The following is a 16,832-nucleotide window of genomic DNA, read 5'->3' as shown; positions in this document are numbered from 1 at the left end:
TGGCGGGGGCCAAACTACGCTTGGGTTATCCGTTTTGCACCTTGAGGAGAACCGTGATGAACAAGCACCTGTTTCACCTGCCCCACTGGCATCACGCCCCTCGTACCCCCACCAACATCGCGCTGCAGCTGATTGCACTGCCGCTGCTGGCCATCGGCGCGCTGCTGGTATTGAGCGGCGCGCTCGACGCCGACCTGGGCACCCTGGCCGTCGGCGTCATCGGCCTGCTGGCCGGTGTGGCGGTGGAGCGCCAGCGCCAGTGATTCAGGCGAACACGGTCACCGTCTGGCGGCTGATGGCAAGCAAATCACCGGCTCCGTTCCACAAGGCGGCCGCCACATGGCCGTAGCCGTCACGCGCGTAGTCGATCTGGGCGCAGTACTGGCACCAGTCCAGGGTGGTCAGGCTGGCCACCGGCTGCACGAACTCGATGGTCCAGGTCAGGGTGCTGCCGGCAGCGGGCTTGCTCAGGTGCGGCATCAACGCCGGTGGCCAGGCATCGACCAGCGCCAGCAGGTGGGCTTCGGTCACCGGCTCCTCGACCACATCCTCACCGCGCAGGCGCACCCAGCCGCCCATCTCGCGTGACCGGCTACCGCTGAACGGCAAGCCGCCAATGCCCCAGCGCATGGCCAGGTGGCGAATGAACTCGGGGGTCACGCCCTTGATGAAGGGCAACTCGGGGCTGGACTCGGCAAGGCTTCTCATCGGCACCGGCGCCAGCCCTGACACCTGCACCACCGAATCGCGCCCGGCACCGAAACTGCCCTGCACCAGGGTCACCACCTGGCCATTCTGTACCGCGCGCCCCAGCAGCGAGCTGACCGCCTTGCCGTCACGCAACAGCTCCACCTCGAAACTGATCGGCACCCCAGGCTCGGCCGGCCCTACGAAGGTGATGGCCAGCGAGCGCACCGGACGGTCCGGGGCGACCTTGGCGTGCATGGCCTCGTACACCAGCGCCGCCATCAGCCCGCCGAAACAGGCACGCCCCTGGGCCCATTCGGCCGGGATAGTCACCGCCTGGGGCTGCAGGCGCACGGCGGTGAGCAGTTGGGAAAAATTCATCGGGACCTCGACCAGTGGGCAAATGTGGCGATGTTAACCAGCCGCCGCGCCGCGCACAGGCCGCATTTGCGCCAAACACGCGACTTATCGACGTTGGATTTCGCTCAGCAGTGTCTCCAGCGTGCGGTCGGCACGTTGCTCGGCCGCCGCCTGTTGCGCCTGCCAGTGCGCCACGCAGGGCGCCAGGCCAGGCTGCTGCTCGGCCTGCAACAGCCACTGCAACAGGTCGTGCCAGTCGCCCAGATCGCCCTGGGCGCGCTTGAGCCCGCGTCGCAGGGCCGGGCGCAGGCGTTCGAGCTGTGGATAGGCCTCGGCGCCATAGCGCACCCGCTTGATCAGCAGGCGCAGGCGGTGGCGGTCGTGCGCCGGGTCGTTCATGGCCGCCTGCAGGTTGCGCCACTGCTTGTGCAGGCGCTTGCCCACCCGCGCCTCCAGGCGGCGTACCAGGCCCTGGCGCTGGGCCGCGCGCAGGAACATCGGGAAGGCATCGATGATCGCCAGCAGCCGCGCAAGCTCGGCGCTGGCCGCCACCCGGGCAAAGGTGCGGGCCGGGTCGCCAAGCTGCTGGCGGGCCACCTCGGGCAGCCCGCGTTCGAGCAACTGCGCGGCCAGCACCTCGCGATCGCGCAGCGGCGTGGTCAGGCGCCCCAGCTCGGCGGCAGCATCTTCCAGCTTGTCCACCCCCGGCAGCCCACGCAGGGGCCGCAGCAGGCTGCGCAGGCGACGCACGCTGGTACGCAGGTCATGCAGCGCCTCACTGTCGGTATTGGCCGCCAGGCGCGCCTGGCAGGCCAGCAGGCGCACGTGCAGGGTCAGCACCTGGGCGATCACATGGTCGAGCATTGCCGACATGGCCTGGTCCTCCCTCAGCGCCCGGCGCGCGATTCACGGATGTAGAAGCGTGCCTTCTCGGCCTTGTTGCTGCAGCCTTCGAAGGCTTCGAACTGCTGCTGGGTCTTGGCGCCGGTCAGCAGCGACAGGGCCTTGGAATAGCTGACCGTGCCGGCGAAGCCCTCGGCCTTGGCCAGGTCCAGCTCCTTCCAGGCCGAATCCAGCTGATTGGCGCAGCTGTCCCGGTACGCCGTCTTGCCGGCGCAGCCGCTCAGTACCAGGGCAATCAGGGGCAGGCAGATCCAGGCTTTCATCGGTGTTACCTCAAAAGGAAAATGTTCGGGGTGGCACTTCGACGGCACGCACGCTGAAAAGTGCCCTGCTCAGCGTAGCCCAGCGCTTGTCACGATTGAAGCACAGCCCTGAATGGGTGCATTGTTAGGCCCACGAGCAGAACAGCCGCAAGGAACGACCATGAGCAAACGCGTAGCACTGGTGCTGGGGTCGGGGGGCGCCCGAGGGTATGCACACATCGGCGTGATCGAGGAGCTGGAGCGGCGCGGCTACGACATCGCCTGCATTGCCGGCTGTTCGATGGGCGCGGTGATCGGCGGCATCTACGCCGCCGGCAAGCTCGACGACTACCGACGCTGGATCGAGAGCCTGGATTACCTGGATGTGCTGCGCCTGGTGGACGTGAGTTTCAGGCTGGGCGCGATTCGCGGCGAGAAGGTGTTCGGGCAGATCCGCAAGATCGTCGGCGAGGTCAACATCGAGAACCTGCGCATCCCCTACACCGCAGTGGCGGCCGACCTCACCAACCAGCAGGAGATCTGGTTCCAGGAAGGCTGCCTGCACCAGGCCATGCGCGCCTCGGCGGCGATCCCCAGCCTGTTCACCCCGGTGGTGCAGGGCAACCGCATGCTGGTCGATGGCGGCATCCTCAACCCGTTGCCGATCATCCCGGTGGTGTCCAGCCACTGCGACCTGATCGTGGCGGTGAATCTCAACTCCACCAACCAGAAGCATTACCAGTTGCCGGTGATCGAGCGGCCGGCGGCGTTCAAGTTGCGCTTCGACAACCTGATCAACTCGCTGGGCTCGCACCTGCCGTTCCGGCGCAAGGCCGCCGAAGGGCTGATCCGCATCGAGCAGGCGGCGCCCAACCCGTGGCTCAGCGATGCGGCCGAGCCCGAGGCGCAGCAGCCCTCGGCGGCGCCCGAGACTGACGGCGCGCCGAAATCGGCGGCCGGCTCGTTCATTGTCGACAACGTGGGCCCGGCTTCGCTGCTGGACCTGATCAACCAGAGCTTCGAGGTGATGCAGACGTCGCTGGCGCAGTACAAGATCGCCGGCTACCCGCCGGATGTACTGATCAACGTGCCCAAGCGGGTGTGCCGGTTCTTCGAGTTCTACAAGGCGCCGGAGCTGATCGCGCTGGGACGCGAGATTGCACGCGATACGCTGGACAACTATGAGGCCGAGAGGCGCTAGGCCGGCGAAGGGGCCCTCAAGCCTGCTCCGGCCCGATCAACCGATACCCCACCCCCGGCTCGGTCACGATGAACCGCGGCGCCGTCGGGTCGTCCCCCAGTTTCTGCCGCACATGCGCCACCACGATGCGCAGGTAGTGGCTGTCCTCCACATGGGTGGGGCCCCAGATATCCTTGAGCAACTGCTGCTGGGTGATCACCCGCCCCGGGTGACGCGCCAGTTGCGCCAGCAACGCATACTCCTTGCGGGTCAGCGCCACCTCCTCGCCCGCCAGGGTCACGCGCCGATAGGCAAGGTCCACGGTCAACGGGCCGAAGCGCGGCGCCGACTCTTCGGCCACCGCCTGGGGCACCTGGCGCAGCAACGCGCGCACCCGCGCCAGAAACTCCTGGATGCCGAACGGCTTGGTCACGTAGTCATTGGCCCCGCCGTCCAGCGCCTCGACCTTCTGCACTTCGCTGGCCCGCACCGACAACACCAGCACCGGCACCTGGCTCCATTCGCGCAGTTCGCGCAACACCTGCTGCCCGTCCATGTCGGGCAACCCCAGGTCGAGCACCACCAGCTCCGGCCGACCCAGCGCCGCCTGGCTCAGGCCCTCGGCACCGGTGCCCGCCTCCAGCACCTTGTAGCCCTGCGAGCCAAGGCTGATGCGCAGGAACTTGCGGATCTGCGGTTCGTCGTCGATGACCAGCACGGTCGCGGTCTGGCTCATGGGGTCTCGCTGTCCAGTTCAGGTTGGGCCGGAAGCGGCAAGCATAGTGTGATGCAGGTGCCACGGCCATCGATGCCGTCCTCTACGCGGATCTGCCCGCCATGGGCGCCGATCATTCCCTGGCAGATCGCCAGCCCCAGCCCCGTGCCCTGCCCGCCCCGGTCCCCGCGCGCAGCGGTGTAGAACATGTCGAAGATGCGCGCCCGGTCCTGCGGCGCAATCCCCGGGCCCTCGTCGGCGACGGCCAGGCACAGCTGCTCGCCTTCCACACTCACCCGCAGTTCGAGGCGCCCGTGGGCCGGCGAGAAGCGTGCCGCGTTCTCCAGCACATTGATCAGGGCCTGCTCGATCAGTGCGGCATGCACGAACAGCAGCGGCAGCTCTGCCGGCACCTCGGTGCGCAACTGCAACGGGGCCAGCACCACGCGCAGGCGGCTCAGGGCGCTGCCGACGATGTCGGTCGGCGCCACCCAGTCCCGCGCGAGCTTGAGCCCGCCATGCCCCAGGCGGGTCATGTCGAGCAGGTTCTGGATGTAACGGTCCAGGCGCTCGGCCTCGTCGCGGGTGCCTTCGAGCAGCTCGCGACGGTCGTGCTGACTGATTGCCTCACCCAGTGCCAGCAGGCTGTCGATGCTGCCGCGCATGGCAGTCAACGGGGTGCGCAGGTCGTGGGACACCGAGGCCAGCAAGGCACTGCGCAACTGTTCGGTTTCGCCGTGCAGGCGCGCCGCCTCCAGCTGATCGGCCAGCCGCGCCCGGGCCAGGGCCTGGGCCAATGGCTGGCTGAGGGCCTTGAGCAGGCGCCGGCGCTGGGCCGTCAGCACCTGGCCCTCGCGCGGGCGTACGCCCAGCAGGGCCAGCGGGCCTTCCTCCACCGACAGCGGCCACCACCACCAGCGCCCGTTGGGCAAGGTGTCGCTGCCAAGGCCGGCGGCCTGGTCATGCTGCCAGGCCCAGTCGGCGGCCGCCCGCTCGGTGTCGTTGAACTGCAGGGCACCGCCGCTGGCCACCTGCAGGCGACCTTCGGCATCGCGTTCGAGCAGGCACATCTGCACGTCCGTCCAGCCCTCAAGGTGGTGGCTGGCGGCATTGAACACCGCCTGGCGGTCGGTGGCCGCGGTCAGCCGGCGGGTCAGGTCCAGCAATTGGCCGGTCTGCTCCTGGGTTTCGCGCAGCGCCTGCAACTGACGCCGCTGGCGCGCCGCCAGGTTGCCGGTCAGGGCGGCCATCAGCAGAAAGAACACCAGGGTCAGCACGTCCTCCTCGCGCTGGATGCTCAGCGAGAAATTCGGCGGTATGAACAGAAAATCGTAGGCCAGAAACGACAGCGCGGCGCACACCAGCGCCGGGCCCAAGCTGCTGCGCACCGCCACCAGCAGCACTGCTGCCAGAAACACCAGCGAGATGTTGGGCAGCGCCAGCACCCCGGCCACGCCCCAGGCCAGTGCACTGGCCAGCACGGTGGCAAGCAGCGCCAGCAAGTAGTGGCGCCAGGCCCAGGCTCGCGCCACCGGCGCGCTGACCGGTTCTGGCTGTGCGTCGCGGTCGAGCACGTTGATTTCCAGCCCGTGGGCCTCGCGCAACAGGCGCGCCGCCACACCGGCACCGAACCAGCGCCGACGCAGCCGATCACGCGACTGGCCCACCAGCACCAGGCTCGCACGCCGCTCCAGCGCATGCTGGATCAAGGTGTTGGCCACCTCGCCGGCGCGCAGCACCACCACTTCGCCGCCCAGCCGCTCGGCCAGCTGCTGGGCGGCCTGCAGGCGCTGGCGTGCGGTTTCGTCGCGCAGGCGGCCGTTGTCCACGTGCACCAGGCTCCAGGGCAGGTGGCGGCGCTGTGCCACGCGGCTGGCATGACGTACCAGGCGCTCGGCCTGGGCATCGCCATCCACCCCCACCAGCAGGCGCCCACGCAGCGCCGGCGCATCCTGGCCCAGGCTGCGGTAGCCGTGGGCGAGGTCGGCATCGACCTGGGCGGCGGCGGTCTGCATCGCCAGCTCGCGCAGGGCCGTCAGGTTGGTCTGGGTGAAGAACGCATCGATCGCCGCCCGCGCCTGCTCCGGCACGTACACCTTGCCGTCGCGCAGGCGTTCGAGCAGCTCGCGCGGCGGCAGGTCGATCAGCACCAGTTCGAAGGCTTCCTGCAGCACCCAGTCGGGCAGCGTTTCGCGCACCTGCACGCCGGTGATGCCGCGCACATGGTCATTGAGGCTTTCCAGGTGCTGCACGTTGACCGTGGTGTACACGTCGATACCGGCCGACAGCAGCTCCTGCACGTCCTGCCAACGCTTGGCGTGGCGGCTGCCGGGTGCGTTGCTGTGGGCCAGCTCGTCCACCAGCGCCAGTTGCGGGGCGGCCTTGAGCAGGCCGTCCAGGTCCATTTCCTCCAACTGCACGCCACGGTACTCGGAGCGCACCAGCGGCTGTTGCGGCAAGCCGCCCAGCAGCGCCTCGGTTTCGCTGCGCCCATGGGTTTCGACGATGCCCGCCAGCACCCTCACCCCCTGGCGCAACTGCGCATGGGCGGCCTGCAGCATGGCGTAGGTCTTGCCTACGCCGGGCGCTGCGCCCAGGAACACCTTGAGCCGGCCGCGCCCCTCGCGCGGCAACTCGGCCAACAACGCATCGGCGCGTTCAGAATCACTCATGGTCGACACACGTCCTTATTTCGAAGCAGGTGCGAGTTGGTCGAGGGCCGCATTCAGGGCCAGGATATTGACCACCGGCGGCCCCACCAGTGGGTGCAGGGTGGACTGCTCCACCAGGGCTTGCAAGGTGGGCAGCGGCAATTGCCGCGCCGCTGCCACCCGCGCCAGCTGATAGGCCACGGCTGCTGGCGGCAGGTGCGGGTCCAGGCCGCTGCCGGAGGTGGTCAGCAGCGCCAGCGGCACCGGGCCTTGTGCCGGCACATACAGCGCCTGGGCCTGCTCGCCCACGCGTTTGGCCAACGCCGGGTTGCTCGGCGCCAGGTTGCTGGCACCGCTGGACACCGTGGCATAGTCGGCCGCCGAGGGCCGCGGCTGAAACCAGCCCGCGCCACTGAACGGCTGGGCCAGCAGGCGCGAGCCGCGCACCTGGCCACTGTCGTCGCGCAGCAGGCTGCCGTTGGCCTGCTCGGGGAACGCCACCTGAGCGACCCCGGTGACCACCAGCGGGTACACCGCGCCGGTGATCAGGGTCATCAACACAATCAGGCTCAGGGCCGGGCGTACTAGCGTCGTCATGTTCATCTCCCAGTTCACACAAGGTGCAGCGCATTGAGCGCCAGATCGATCAGCTTGATCCCCACGAACGGCACGAGCAGCCCGCCCAGACCGTAGATCAGCAGGTTGCGCCGCAGCAGGTGGGCAGCGCTGGCGGCCTGCACCCGTACCCCGCGCAGCGCCAGCGGGATCAGCACCACGATGATCAGCGCGTTGAACACGATCGCCGAGACGATGGCGCTCTGCGGGCTGGCCAGTTGCATCAGGTTGAGCACGCCCAGCTGCGGGTAGATCGCAGCGAACAGCGCCGGCAGGATGGCGAAGTACTTGGCCACGTCGTTGGCAATGGAAAAGGTGGTGAGCGCGCCACGGGTCACCAGCAGTTCCTTGCCCACCTGTACCACATCCAGCAACTTGGTCGGGTCGCTGTCCAGGTCGACCATGTTGGCCGCCTCACGGGCCGCCTGGGTGCCGTCATTCATGGCCATGCCGACATCCGCCTGGGCCAGCGCCGGGGCGTCGTTGGCGCCGTCGCCGCACATGGCTACCAGGCGCCCGTCGTTCTGTTCCTGGCGAATGCGTGCCAGCTTCTTCTCCGGCGTGGCCTCGGCCAGCACGTCGTCGACCCCGGCCTCGGCGGCAATCGCCGCGGCGGTCAGCGGGTTGTCGCCGGTCACCATCACGGTGCGAATGCCCAGTTTGCGCAGCTCGGCGAAGCGCTCGCGAATGCCGGGCTTGACCACGTCCTTGAGGTGGATAACGCCCAGCAGGCGCTTGTCCACGCACACCAGCAACGGGGTACCGCCACTCTGGGCAATGCGGTCGACTTCACGGGCCAGGGCGGCCGGCAGGTCCAGGCGTTGCATGCCGACGAACGCCAGTACCGAATCCACCGCGCCCTTGCGGTAGCGCTGGGCGCCGAAGTCGACGCCCGACAGGCGGGTTTCGGCGCTGAAGGCCACCGGCACCAGGTGTGCAGCGTCGGGTGGGGTGAAGTCATGCAACTGGCGCAGGTAGTCGACGATCGACTTGCCTTCGGCGGTGTCGTCGGCCAGCGAGGCCAGCAAGGCGCCCTCGCCCAGCTCGCGGGCAGTGATGCCGGGGGCGGCGTGCACCGCACTGCAACGGCGGTTGCCGAAGGTGATGGTGCCGGTCTTGTCCAGCAGCAGCACGTGCACATCGCCGGCCGCTTCCACTGCACGCCCCGAACGGGCAATCACGTTGAGCCGCACCAGGCGGTCCATGCCGGCGATGCCGATGGCCGACAGCAGGCCGCCGATGGTGGTGGGGATCAGGGTCACCAGCAAGGCCACCAGAAACACCATCGGGATGCTGCCACCGGCAAAGTGCGCGAAGGGCTGCAGCGTGACCACTACTACCAGGAAGATCAGCGTCAGGCCGATCAGCAGGATGTCCAGGGCCACCTCGTTGGGCGTCTTCTGGCGTTTGGCGCCCTCGACCAGGGCGATCATGCGGTCCAGGGTCGACTCGCCCGGGTTGCTGGTGATCTGCACCAGCAGCCAGTCGGACACCAGCCGGGTGTTGCCGGTGACCGCAGAGCGGTCGCCGCCAGACTCGCGGATCACCGGTGCGGACTCGCCGGTGATCGCCGCCTCGTTGACCGCGGCGATCCCTTCGATCACCTCGCCGTCACCGGGGATCATCTCCCCGGCATCCACACGCACCACATCGCCTTTGCGCAGGTCACTGGCCGGCACCACCTCGAACTCGCCCGAGGCCATGCGCCGCCGCGCGTTCAGGCCCTGGCTGCCGGCCTTGAGGCTGTCGGCGCGGGCCTTGCCACGGCCTTCGGCCAGGGCCTCGGCGAAGTTGGCGAACAGCACGGTGAACCACAGCCACACGGCGATCTGCACCGATACGCCGGTGGGTACGTCGCTGGGCAGCAGGCACAACAGGGTGGTGAAGATAGCGGTCAGTTCCACCACCAGCATCACCGGGGCGCGCTTGAGCTGGCGCGGGTCGAGCTTGGCGAATGCCTGCACCAGGGCCGGACGCCAGAGCGCGGCGAAGGTGGTGCGGGCAGTGGCGGACGGGGCCGCCTTCACTTCGGAAACAGGCAGGTTCATGGTCGGCTCCTCACAAGCCCAGGCTCAGGTATTCAGCAACCGGGCCCAGGGCCAGGGCCGGCAGGAAGGTCAGGCCACCGATCAGCAGGATGGTCACCAGCAACAGCGTGACGAACAGCGGGCCATGGGTCGGGAAGCTGTTCTGGCCCACCGGCGCGCTCTTCTTCAGCGCCAGGCTGCCGGCCAGGGCCAGCACCGGCAGGATGTAGCCGAAGCGCCCGATCAACATGCCCAGGCCGATCATCAGGTTGTGGAAGGTGGTGTTGGCGCCCAGCCCGGCAAACGCCGAGCCGTTATTGGCACTGGCCGAGGTGTAGGCGTACAGCAACTGGCTGAAGCCGTGCGGGCCCGGGTTGCTGACCGCGGCGGCAGGCCCCGGCAGGCTGGTGGCCAGCGCGCCGAGCACCAACACGCCCACCGGCATCACCAGCAGCGTGGCGACCAGTAGTTGCACCTCGCGGGCCTGCAGCTTCTTGCCCAGGTATTCAGGGGTACGACCGATCATCAACCCGGCCAGGAACACCGCGATCAGCACGTTGAGCAGCATGCCGTAGAGCCCGGCGCCGACGCCGCCGAAAATCACCTCGCCGACCATCATGTTGACCAGCGCGACCATGCCGCTGAGCGGGTTGAGGCTGTCGTGCATGTTGTTCACCGAGCCGTTGGAGGCCGCGGTGGTGGTCACGCTCCAGAGCACGCTGGCGGTGGTGCCGAAGCGGCTCTCCTTGCCTTCCAGCGGCGCGGTCTGCTCCACCAGCGGGCTGTTCAGGGTGGGGTTGGGCTGGTACTCCGACCACAGCGCGGTGGCGCCGCCGATCACGAACAGCGCAAGCATGCAGGCGATGATCGCGCGGCTCTGGCGCAGGTCCTTGACGTAGTGGCCGAAGGTGAACACCAGGGCCACCGGAATCAGGATGATCGAGGCCACCTCGAACAGGTTGCTCCAGGCGCTGGGGTTCTCGAACGGGTGCGCCGAGTTCACCCCGAAAAAGCCGCCGCCGTTGGTGCCCAGCTGCTTGATCGCGATCTGGCTGGCAGCCGGGCCCAGCGGGATCACCTGGTCGGCGCCCTGCAGGGTCAGTGCATGCACATAATCGGTGAAGGTCTGCGGCACGCCCTGCCATACCAGCAGCAGCGCCAGCAGCAGGCACAGCGGCAGCAGCCCGTAGAGGGTGGCGCGGGTCATGTCGACCCAGAAGTTGCCCAGGGTGCTGGCCGAGCGTCGGGCAATGCCACGACACAGCGCGACCAACACGGCAAGGCCGGTGGCGGCGCTGACGAAGTTCTGCACGGTGAGGCCGAGCATCTGGCTCAGGTAGCTGAGCGAGGCTTCGCCGCTGTAGGACTGCCAGTTGGTGTTGGTCATGAAGCTGACGGCGGTGTTGAACGCCAGCGACCACTCCTGGCCGGGCAGGTGCTGCGGGTTCAGCGGCAGGTGCCCTTGCAGCAGCAATACGGCAAACAGCAGCCCGAAGCCTGCAAGGTTGAAGGCAAGCAGCGCCAGGGCGTACGTCTTCCAGCTCTGCTCGGTGGCGGGGTCGACCCCGGCCAGCCGGTAGCAGCCCCGCTCCACCGGCCCCAGCAGCGGGCTCAGCCAGGTGCGCTGGCCTTCCATCACCTTGTAGTAGAAGCGGCCCAGCCAGGGCGCCGGCAGCAGCACCAGGGCGAAAAAGGCCAGCAGCAATGCGTAATCGTAACTGTGCATGGCTGCTCCTAACCGCGATCGGCGCGCAGCAGCGCGGCCATCAGGTACACAAACAACGCCACTGCCAGCAGCAGTGACACCCCGTCCAGAATGCTCATGAAGAATCTCCGTCCCGCGGCACGGTGCCGCTGACGGTGATTGTCGGGAGGGGGGGCGTAAAGGGGCGAGAGGGCTAGCGAGGGTTGGGTATAAAGAATGCGTAAAGAGAGCGAGTCGGCATGGCTGGGACGCCCCGTTGGCCGGCAGGGCCGGCGCCTGGCAAGGGCGGCCCGGCCAGCCAGGCCGGTGCGATCAGGCCCGCGGCGGGTGCTGCGGCTCGCTGCGGGTCCAGTCCAGCAGCAGGCTGTAGGCCACTGCCAGCAGCGTGGGGCCGATGAACAGGCCGATGAAGCCGAACGCCAGCAACCCGCCAAACACCCCCAGCAGCACGATCACCAGCGGCAGGTTGCCGCCCCGGCTGATCAGGTAGGGCTTGAGCACGTTGTCCACGCCACTGATGATGAACGTGCCCCAGATCCCCAGGAACACCGCCATGCCGTACTGGCCCTGCCACGCCAGCCATGCGGTGGCCGGCACCCAGGCCAGCGGCGGCCCCATGGGGATCAGGCTGAGCAGGAAGGTCACCAGGCCCAGCACCAGCGCGCCCGGCACCCCGGCGATCAGGAAGCCGATCAGCGCCAGCAGGGCTTGCGCCGCTGCGGTGCCGATCACGCCGTTGACCACCCGTTGCACGGTGCCAGCCACCAGGTCCAGGTAGTATTCAGCGCGCTCGCCGATCAGGCGGTTCAGCAGGCGCAGCACGAAGGCCGACAGCCGCGGCCCGTCACGGTAGAAGAAGAACACGAACACCAGGCTCAGGGTCAGTTCGAGAATCCCGCCGCCGATCTGCGCACTGCGGGCCAGCAACCAGTTGCCCACCTGCCCCAGGTGTGGCTTGATCGCCGCCAGCATGGCCGCGCCCTGCTGGTCGAGGGTGTCCCAGAAGCCGACCAGGCGCTCCCCCACGAAGGGTATGCCGCCCAGCCAGGCAGGCGCATCGGGCAGGCCGTCGACCTGCACGTCGCGCACGAACGCGGTGGCATCACGAATATGGTCGGCCAGGTTGAAGCCCAGCCACACCAGCGGCAATGCCACCAGCAGCATCCACACGCCCGTCAGTACACTCGCCGCGAGGGTTTCGCGCCCGCCGAGCACGCGCGTAAGCAGGCGCATCAGCGGCCAGCTGGCATAGGCCAGGATCGCCCCCCACAGCAGCGCGGAAATGAACGGGGCCATGACCCACAGACCGGCCCCCAGCAGGCCGATAAGGATGATCTGTACCAGCAGGCGATCGTTGTTGAGCATAGCGGCCCCGGTCAGCGGATCAGTTCGACATGCAGCCCGGCAGCCGGCTGCGTCCCCACTTCAAGCCGTGCTGCGCGCACCCCGGCCTTGACCAGTTGCTCGCGCCAGGCCTCGGCCTGGGCGCCGGTCAGGGTCACGCGCAAGGTACTGTTCAGGTTGAGGCTGCGCGACAGCAGGTTGACCCAGGCCGGCTGCGGTTCGCCCTTGAGGTCGGCATAGTCGAGCTTGCCGGTGCTCAGCAGTTCCCGCTGCACGGTGGCCGGCGTGGGCAACACCTCGCCCAGCGGTGCGTTGGCCACGAACTCCTCGACATGCAGGTACGCGCGCCGATTGCCCTTGGTGATGCTGTACAGCGCAACCAGGGTGTCGCTGGAGGCGCCGGAGCGGCGCAACAGAATGAACGCCTGCTGGTTGTCGGCACCGGTCAGGTTGAATCGCCCGGCCAGCTGCGCCGACCACAGGCTGCTTTCACCGCAGTCCTGCCCCTGGCACCAGAACAGCGGATAGCCACCTGCGGTCTGCAAGGCTTCGCGGGCGGCGGTAAAGGCTTCGTTGGCACTGCGCTCGGCCGGCAGCTGGTAGGTGGCATAGTTGACCTTGCCGCGGCCCTCGACCTTGCCCTCCATGCGTACCACATTGCTGATCTTGCGCAGCGAACCGAGGGGGTACACCCGCTCCTGTTCCTGCTCCAGTTCCTGCGCACTGGTCTGGCCCACTATCTTGGCATCCACCGGAATCGGCAGTTGATCGGCCATCAGTGGCGTGCTGGCAAGCACGGCCAGGCCGGCAAGGCCTGTTCGAATCAGACGCGAAATACTCATTGGCGGGCCATGGCGCTAAGGGCCTCGATGGCGAAAAAAGGTGCAACGGTGTCGCGCTTGGTCATGGTTGTCTCCCTGTTCAACCCGCCAAGCCTCGACAGTTGCCCGCCGCAAGTCAAGAAATGGCAAAGAAGCGATTGAAACAGTCTGCAACAAGGCTGGCGCCCGACTCGTCGTTCAGGTGCAGGTGATGCCCGCCCGGCAGCTGTTCCAGCTTGAAGGGTAGCTGCTCGAGCAGGGGGGTGTTGCGCGCCAGCATGCCGTCGGCGGCCACCACCAGTTGGGTCGGACAGGCGATGCGGCGCACGAAGGTCAGCGCCTGTTCTTCGCTCATGCGCAGCGGCGACGGCAGGGTCAGGCGGCTGTCGCTGCGCCATGTGTAGCCGCCCGGCACCGGCATCAGGCCGCGCTGGGCCAGCAGCTCGGCGGCCTCGCGGGTGACCGCGACCATGCCCTGCATGCGCGCCTGCACCGCCAGCTCCAGGGTCGGGTAGACAGTCTTGCCCTTGCCGCCCTGGCGCAACTGCGCCTGCAAGGCCATGCCCATGCGCTCGGCCGTGTCCTGGGGGCCGGCGCCGGGCGGGATCACCCCGTCGATCAGCGCCAGGCGGGTGATCCGCTCGGGCAAGGCACCGGCCAGGATCACCGAGATGATCGCCCCCAGCGAGTGCCCGAGCAGGGCAAACCGTTGCCAGCCCAGTTGCTCGGCTACCCGCAGCACGTCGTGGGCGTAGTCCCACAGCGCGTAGCCGGCGCCCACCGGCCGATGGTCTGAATAGCCATGCCCGGCCAGGTCCAGCGCCACGATGCGCAGCCCATGCAGCCGGGGCGCCAGGCGCGCGAAGGTGTTGGCGTTGTCGAGCCAGCCATGCAGGGCGATTACCGGGATGCCCTGCTGCGGGCCGAACAGGTGCGCTGCCAGTTCGATGTGCCCCAGGTTCAGGCGCACTTCCTCCACGCCACTCATTGCACCGCCTCCTGCCAGCGATCGAACAGGCCCTTGATCAGGCTCGCGGTGTCATGCGGGCGCTCCAGCGGAAACATGTGCCCGCCCGGCAGGCTGTGGAACTCGCCCCTGGGCATGCTGCGCACGGCATACGCGTGGTGGCGGCGTACCACGCGGCTCTGGCTGCCACGCACCATCGCCAGCGGCAGCGTCAGCTGGCGGGCCGGGCCGGGGCTTACGTGGGGCAGGCTGCGATAGATGCTGATCTCGGTGGCCGGGTCGAAGCGCAGGCGCAACTGCTCGCCCTCGTCCTGCAGGCCATGTTCCAGATAAGCCTCGAAGCAGTCGGGGTCGAACTGTCGAAACAGCGCCTTGCCGGTGAAGTAGGCCCGGGCGCTCTCGCGGTCGGCGAACGCCTCGCGGCGTCCCAGGGTGCGGCCGGCCGGGGTGATGCGGTCAATGAAGCCAAAGCGCTTGGCCAGCTGGATCAGCCACTCGTCGGCTCGGGTCAGCACCGGCGAATCGAGCATCACCACCCCACGGTAGTACTGCGGGCAGCGCATCGCCGCGTGCAGGTGCAGCACCCCGCCCAGCGAGTGCCCTACCCCCCACACCGGCTCGGGCTGCTGCTCCAGGTGATGGATCAGTTCATCGACCAGGTTCTGCCAGTTGTCGTTGACCGGAAAGCGCGGGTCGTGCGCGTGCTGCGGCAGGTGGGTGACGTGATAATCGGGGGCCAGCGCAGCGAACAGCTTGCCGTAGGTGGCCGAGGGGAAGCCGTTGGCATGGGCGAAGAAGATCTGCTGCGTCATGGTCGCCGGTCCGCGAAGGGGAATCGGGCCATTTTCCCCGCCGCAGCAACACCCGGCAACATCCGTACAGGCCAGGGAGCACGACGATCAGGTCAATTCGCGTCGAAGCTGGCAATCGAACGGCGCAGGCAGGCCTGCAGGTACAGCAACTGGTACTCGAGCGCATCACGTGCCTTGCGCTTGTGCTCGCAACTCAGTTCGGCCCGGCGCAGTGCCAGGCAGGTGGCCTGCAACTGATGCCCCATCAGGCGGCCCGTCTCGCGCAATTGCCTGAGCTCGCGCAGCCCCTCCAGGCGTCGCATCAACTCGTCGAGCTTGGCCTCGGCACTGTCCTTGAGCACGTTGTACTCGGCAAAATCCAGCGCCTGGGCACGCTCGACCTGGCGCACGATGTCGTAGAAGTAGGCCGAGCCTGCCATTTCCGGATCCGGTGTGTTCATCGCCAAACTCCTGTTCGCGCCCCCGATGGGTCCTGGGGGCACGCTAGCAAGGCAGGGCATGGGCAACAACTGGTAGAAATATCAGGTCGCCGGTGGGTTGTCGCCCAGCGCGATGACGGCGATGGTCAGGCGCGAGATGCAGTTGAGCTTGCCGTCTTCGGTGCTCAGGCGGATGTCCCACACATGGGTGCTGCGGCCAATGTGCACGGGCCGGGCAGTGGCCGTGACGCGCCCGCTGCGCACACCGCGCAGGTGGTTGGCGTTGATCTCCAGGCCCACGCAATAGAAGCGCGTGGTGTCGATACACAGGTAGCTGGCCATGGAGCCGACGCTCTCGGCCAGCACCACCGAGGCGCCGCCGTGCAGCAGGCCGAACGGCTGGTGGGTGCGCTGGTCGACGACCATGCTGGCGCTCAGGGAGTCGTCGGTGAAGCCTTCGAAGCGAATATCCAGCACTTCGCCGATGGTGCCTTTCTGGCGGGCGTTGAGCTGGTCGATATCGGGTTGGGTTTTCCAGAGGCTCATGCAGCATTCCTTGTCGTGGTTGGCGATCAGGGGGGAGTGAGACTGCGCAGTGTCATCAGCCCGGCCAGGGGGTGGTCGCCGTCGAGTTCGGCCAGGCTGGCGGTGCCCATGGGTGCAGGGTCCTTGCGATGGCCATGCTCGAGCAGGCACACCAGCGTGCCCACCAGCGGTTGATGGCTGACCAGCAGCACCTGCTCCACCCCCAGCCTGTCCAGCTCGGCGATGACCTGCTGCGGGTCGCTTTCGGGAGTGAGCCAGGGCACGGTCTGCACCGGCTTGTCCAAACCCAGCGCCTCGTGGACCAGCGCAGCGGTCTGCTGCGCGCGTACATAGGGGCTGGCCAGGATCACCTGCGGCGCGCAGCCGAGCAACTGGGCGGCACTGCGCAGCACCTGCTCGCGACCGTGGGCGGTCAGCCGGCGTTCGGCGTCGCTGTTGGCGCGGGGCTCGGCTTCACCGTGGCGCAGTACCCACAGCCTCACAGCTTGGGCTCTTCGTCACGCGCCGGGTGTGGCGCAGGCGGCACGCTGTGGGCGGCTTCGCCTTCCGGCGCGCGCGGGGTGGGCCAGTCGGCGAACGGCCAGGGCTTCTGGTCGGTGTGGAAACTGCCGAAGCGACCGATCTGGGCCAGAAACTGGCTCAGGCTGTCGCCGAAGTTCATCAGGCTGGCACTGGGTGCGCCGTAGATCAGCCGGTACACCAGTTGCACCACCACCAGGCCACCCAGCAGCAGCTCGGCCAGTTGCCATACCAGTAGGAACACCAGCATCCACAGCACACGCAAGATGATCGATTCGCGCTGCGCCTGTTTTGGGGACTCGTTCATGCCCTGCTCCTG

The 16,832-nt window shown here is 68.0% G+C and carries 19 protein-coding genes; 2 read left to right on the top strand and 17 right to left on the bottom strand.

All coding sequences use genetic code 11. The annotated features are described in order from the left end of the window. The first annotated feature begins 56 nt into the window (after positions 1–56). Positions 57–263, top strand: a complete 207-nt coding sequence (locus tag KH389_RS09530; RefSeq protein WP_052504289.1) for a hypothetical protein — start codon at positions 57–59, stop codon at positions 261–263. 1 nt (position 264) lies between these two features. Here KH389_RS09530 and KH389_RS09525 read toward each other — a convergent pair whose 3' ends face one another. The 3 genes from KH389_RS09525 to KH389_RS09515 all read right to left on the bottom strand — a co-directional run bounded on the left by KH389_RS09525 (position 265) and on the right by KH389_RS09515 (position 2,213). Continuing rightward, entirely contained in the window at positions 265–1,068 is an 804-nt protein-coding gene (locus tag KH389_RS09525; RefSeq protein ID WP_088515671.1) for an acyl-CoA thioesterase, read from the bottom strand. Positions 1,069–1,152: 84 nt separating this feature from the next. Beyond that, positions 1,153–1,920, bottom strand: a complete 768-nt coding sequence (locus KH389_RS09520; protein WP_043863100.1) for a CHAD domain-containing protein — start codon at positions 1,918–1,920, stop codon at positions 1,153–1,155. Between the two features lie 14 nt (positions 1,921–1,934). Beyond that, positions 1,935–2,213, bottom strand: a complete 279-nt coding sequence (locus KH389_RS09515) for a hypothetical protein (RefSeq protein ID WP_043863101.1) — start codon at positions 2,211–2,213, stop codon at positions 1,935–1,937. Positions 2,214–2,373: 160 nt separating this feature from the next. Between KH389_RS09515 and KH389_RS09510 the strand changes: the two genes are divergently transcribed. Continuing rightward, on the top strand, positions 2,374–3,393 hold the full coding sequence (locus KH389_RS09510; protein WP_078480475.1) for a patatin-like phospholipase family protein: 1,020 nt from the start codon (positions 2,374–2,376) through the stop codon (positions 3,391–3,393). Between the two features lie 16 nt (positions 3,394–3,409). Here the strand turns inward: KH389_RS09510 and KH389_RS09505 are convergent, their stop codons facing one another. From KH389_RS09505 to KH389_RS09440, 14 genes are all read right to left on the bottom strand, one after another. Continuing rightward, positions 3,410–4,108 (bottom strand): response regulator, encoded by a 699-nt coding sequence (locus tag KH389_RS09505; RefSeq protein WP_043863103.1) that lies wholly within the window; start codon positions 4,106–4,108, stop codon positions 3,410–3,412. Next, positions 4,105–6,759 carry a sensor histidine kinase gene (locus KH389_RS09500; RefSeq protein WP_043863104.1) on the bottom strand — a complete coding sequence of 885 codons (2,655 nt, stop codon included), beginning with the start codon at positions 6,757–6,759 and terminating at the stop codon, positions 4,105–4,107. The genes KH389_RS09505 and KH389_RS09500 overlap by 4 nt, the downstream gene beginning before the upstream one ends. Positions 6,760–6,774: 15 nt before the next feature. Beyond that, positions 6,775–7,335 carry a potassium-transporting ATPase subunit KdpC gene (gene kdpC / locus KH389_RS09495; RefSeq protein ID WP_054915735.1) on the bottom strand — a complete coding sequence of 187 codons (561 nt, stop codon included), beginning with the start codon at positions 7,333–7,335 and terminating at the stop codon, positions 6,775–6,777. Between the two features lie 14 nt (positions 7,336–7,349). Next, positions 7,350–9,401 carry a potassium-transporting ATPase subunit KdpB gene (kdpB, locus tag KH389_RS09490; protein ID WP_213607259.1) on the bottom strand — a complete coding sequence of 684 codons (2,052 nt, stop codon included), beginning with the start codon at positions 9,399–9,401 and terminating at the stop codon, positions 7,350–7,352. A gap of 10 nt (positions 9,402–9,411) precedes the next feature. Next, positions 9,412–11,106, bottom strand: coding sequence for a potassium-transporting ATPase subunit KdpA (gene kdpA, locus KH389_RS09485; RefSeq protein ID WP_054915683.1), 1,695 nt, complete (start codon positions 11,104–11,106; stop codon positions 9,412–9,414). 8 nt (positions 11,107–11,114) lie between these two features. Continuing rightward, a complete protein-coding gene (gene kdpF / locus KH389_RS09480; protein ID WP_043863107.1) occupies positions 11,115–11,204 on the bottom strand; it encodes a K(+)-transporting ATPase subunit F in 90 nt (29 codons plus the stop codon). Positions 11,205–11,397: 193 nt separating this feature from the next. Beyond that, complete coding sequence (locus tag KH389_RS09475) at positions 11,398–12,450, bottom strand: AI-2E family transporter (protein WP_043863108.1); 1,053 nt, start codon at positions 12,448–12,450, stop codon at positions 11,398–11,400. 11 nt (positions 12,451–12,461) lie between these two features. Beyond that, positions 12,462–13,271, bottom strand: coding sequence for a DUF4892 domain-containing protein (locus KH389_RS09470; RefSeq protein WP_213607258.1), 810 nt, complete (start codon positions 13,269–13,271; stop codon positions 12,462–12,464). A 115-nt stretch (positions 13,272–13,386) separates the two neighbouring features. Continuing rightward, positions 13,387–14,238, bottom strand: a complete 852-nt coding sequence (locus KH389_RS09465) for an alpha/beta hydrolase (protein ID WP_054915682.1) — start codon at positions 14,236–14,238, stop codon at positions 13,387–13,389. Next, positions 14,235–15,029: an alpha/beta fold hydrolase gene (locus KH389_RS09460; protein WP_054915681.1), complete on the bottom strand. Its 795-nt coding sequence runs from the start codon at positions 15,027–15,029 to the stop codon at positions 14,235–14,237. Before KH389_RS09460 ends, KH389_RS09465 begins: the two co-directional genes overlap by 4 nt. A 92-nt stretch (positions 15,030–15,121) precedes the next feature. After that, positions 15,122–15,469 (bottom strand): hypothetical protein, encoded by a 348-nt coding sequence (locus tag KH389_RS09455; RefSeq protein WP_213607257.1) that lies wholly within the window; start codon positions 15,467–15,469, stop codon positions 15,122–15,124. A gap of 81 nt (positions 15,470–15,550) precedes the next feature. Beyond that, entirely contained in the window at positions 15,551–15,994 is a 444-nt protein-coding gene (locus tag KH389_RS09450) for a hotdog fold thioesterase (protein ID WP_043863113.1), read from the bottom strand. Between the two features lie 26 nt (positions 15,995–16,020). Continuing rightward, complete coding sequence (sixA, locus tag KH389_RS09445; RefSeq protein ID WP_213607256.1) at positions 16,021–16,476, bottom strand: phosphohistidine phosphatase SixA; 456 nt, start codon at positions 16,474–16,476, stop codon at positions 16,021–16,023. Next, positions 16,473–16,820: a DUF4389 domain-containing protein gene (locus KH389_RS09440; protein ID WP_043863115.1), complete on the bottom strand. Its 348-nt coding sequence runs from the start codon at positions 16,818–16,820 to the stop codon at positions 16,473–16,475. The genes sixA and KH389_RS09440 overlap by 4 nt, the downstream gene beginning before the upstream one ends. Between the last annotated feature and the right edge of the window lie 12 nt (positions 16,821–16,832).

The organism is Pseudomonas qingdaonensis, from assembly GCF_018398475.1.
GTDB classification, from domain to species: Bacteria; Pseudomonadota; Gammaproteobacteria; order Pseudomonadales; family Pseudomonadaceae; genus Aquipseudomonas; species Aquipseudomonas palmensis.
The sequence above is the reverse complement of the archived record's forward strand: the minus strand, read 5'-3'. Positions and strand labels throughout refer to the sequence as shown.

Coding starts and splice junctions, on each gene's coding strand:
- KH389_RS09475 (WP_043863108.1), bottom strand. CDS start 12,450: ATGCTCAACAACGATCGCCTGCTGGTACAGATCATCCTTATCGGCCTG.
- kdpF (WP_043863107.1), bottom strand. CDS start 11,204: ATGAGCATTCTGGACGGGGTGTCACTGCTGCTGGCAGTGGCGTTGTTT.
- KH389_RS09515 (WP_043863101.1), bottom strand. CDS start 2,213: ATGAAAGCCTGGATCTGCCTGCCCCTGATTGCCCTGGTACTGAGCGGC.
- KH389_RS09465 (WP_054915682.1), bottom strand. CDS start 14,238: ATGAGTGGCGTGGAGGAAGTGCGCCTGAACCTGGGGCACATCGAACTG.
- kdpB (WP_213607259.1), bottom strand. CDS start 9,401: ATGAACCTGCCTGTTTCCGAAGTGAAGGCGGCCCCGTCCGCCACTGCC.
- KH389_RS09520 (WP_043863100.1), bottom strand. CDS start 1,920: ATGTCGGCAATGCTCGACCATGTGATCGCCCAGGTGCTGACCCTGCAC.
- KH389_RS09440 (WP_043863115.1), bottom strand. CDS start 16,820: ATGAACGAGTCCCCAAAACAGGCGCAGCGCGAATCGATCATCTTGCGT.
- KH389_RS09525 (WP_088515671.1), bottom strand. CDS start 1,068: ATGAATTTTTCCCAACTGCTCACCGCCGTGCGCCTGCAGCCCCAGGCG.
- kdpA (WP_054915683.1), bottom strand. CDS start 11,106: ATGCACAGTTACGATTACGCATTGCTGCTGGCCTTTTTCGCCCTGGTG.
- KH389_RS09460 (WP_054915681.1), bottom strand. CDS start 15,029: ATGACGCAGCAGATCTTCTTCGCCCATGCCAACGGCTTCCCCTCGGCC.
- kdpC (WP_054915735.1), bottom strand. CDS start 7,335: ATGACGACGCTAGTACGCCCGGCCCTGAGCCTGATTGTGTTGATGACC.
- KH389_RS09450 (WP_043863113.1), bottom strand. CDS start 15,994: ATGAGCCTCTGGAAAACCCAACCCGATATCGACCAGCTCAACGCCCGC.
- KH389_RS09500 (WP_043863104.1), bottom strand. CDS start 6,759: ATGAGTGATTCTGAACGCGCCGATGCGTTGTTGGCCGAGTTGCCGCGC.
- KH389_RS09455 (WP_213607257.1), bottom strand. CDS start 15,469: ATGAACACACCGGATCCGGAAATGGCAGGCTCGGCCTACTTCTACGAC.
- KH389_RS09510 (WP_078480475.1), top strand. CDS start 2,374: ATGAGCAAACGCGTAGCACTGGTGCTGGGGTCGGGGGGCGCCCGAGGG.
- KH389_RS09470 (WP_213607258.1), bottom strand. CDS start 13,271: ATGAGTATTTCGCGTCTGATTCGAACAGGCCTTGCCGGCCTGGCCGTG.
- KH389_RS09505 (WP_043863103.1), bottom strand. CDS start 4,108: ATGAGCCAGACCGCGACCGTGCTGGTCATCGACGACGAACCGCAGATC.
- KH389_RS09530 (WP_052504289.1), top strand. CDS start 57: ATGAACAAGCACCTGTTTCACCTGCCCCACTGGCATCACGCCCCTCGT.